The sequence below is a fragment of the Burkholderia sp. Ax-1719 genome (assembly GCF_011753055.1).
Taxonomy (GTDB): Bacteria; Pseudomonadota; Gammaproteobacteria; order Burkholderiales; family Burkholderiaceae; genus Paraburkholderia.
On sequence record NZ_VWWJ01000080.1, the window covers coordinates 1 to 330 of the forward strand.

1 rRNA gene is annotated in these 330 nt (G+C 45.8%); it reads left to right on the forward strand.

Annotated elements, in window-relative coordinates:
• Positions 1–126, forward strand: a 16S ribosomal RNA gene (locus F3J17_RS35965); the annotation flags it as partial.
• Between the last annotated feature and the right edge of the window lie 204 nt (positions 127–330).

The following is a 330-nucleotide window of genomic DNA, read 5'->3' on the forward strand; positions in this document are numbered from 1 at the left end:
GAGTGGGTTTTGCCAGAAGTGGCTAGTCTAACCGCAAGGAGGACGGTCACCACGGCAGGATTCATGACTGGGGTGAAGTCGTAACAAGGTAGCCGTATCGGAAGGTGCGGCTGGATCACCTCCTTTCTAGAGCTTTGAGCGAAAATCGTTTCAAAGTGCTCACACTTTTCGGCTGTTTCGAATGTCGATACGAAAATCGTATCGATCATTGTTCTTTAACAATCAGGAAGAAGTAGTAAAGAGATTCATCCGAAAGCGGACAGAGATGGCCGTCGAGTAGGTGAATCAGGGTTGTGATTGTATCAATGTATTTTTAAGTGATCGAAAGAT